The organism is Sporosarcina koreensis (assembly GCF_001531445.1).
In the GTDB taxonomy this organism is placed as follows: domain Bacteria; phylum Bacillota; class Bacilli; order Bacillales_A; family Planococcaceae; genus Sporosarcina; species Sporosarcina koreensis_C.
Genome location: NZ_LQYA01000216.1, coordinates 1 through 339, shown reverse-complemented (window position 1 = coordinate 339; position 339 = coordinate 1). Strand labels below are relative to the sequence as shown.

General features: G+C 45.4%; 1 protein-coding gene. It reads right to left on the bottom strand.

All coding sequences use genetic code 11. The features are described from left to right. On the bottom strand, positions 1 to 339 hold a 339-nt coding region (locus tag AWV70_RS19730), incomplete at both ends, for a transposase (protein ID WP_235588775.1).

The window sequence follows — 339 nt, the reverse complement described above, 5'->3', positions numbered from 1 at the left end:
AGATCAGTATCTGCGAATCGACGGACATAGTTCTTCCCGAACGTGGAGAAATGAGGAACCTCTGTATGAAAGCCGTAGCCTAGGAAGCAGCGATATGCCACGTTCGTTTCAATTTCCTTGATTGTCTGGCGCATGGATCGGATGCCGAAGGTATACTGAATGAATGTCATCTTGATCAGCACTACAGGATCTATGCTCGGTCTTCCAATGGTTGAGTAAAGATCTTCAACTAATGGATAGATAAAGGAGAAATCAAGAGCCGCATCCAGTTTGCGCACCAGATGGTCTTGAGGAACCAACTGTTCTATGGTCAGCATTTCCAACTGTTCGCGTTCATTA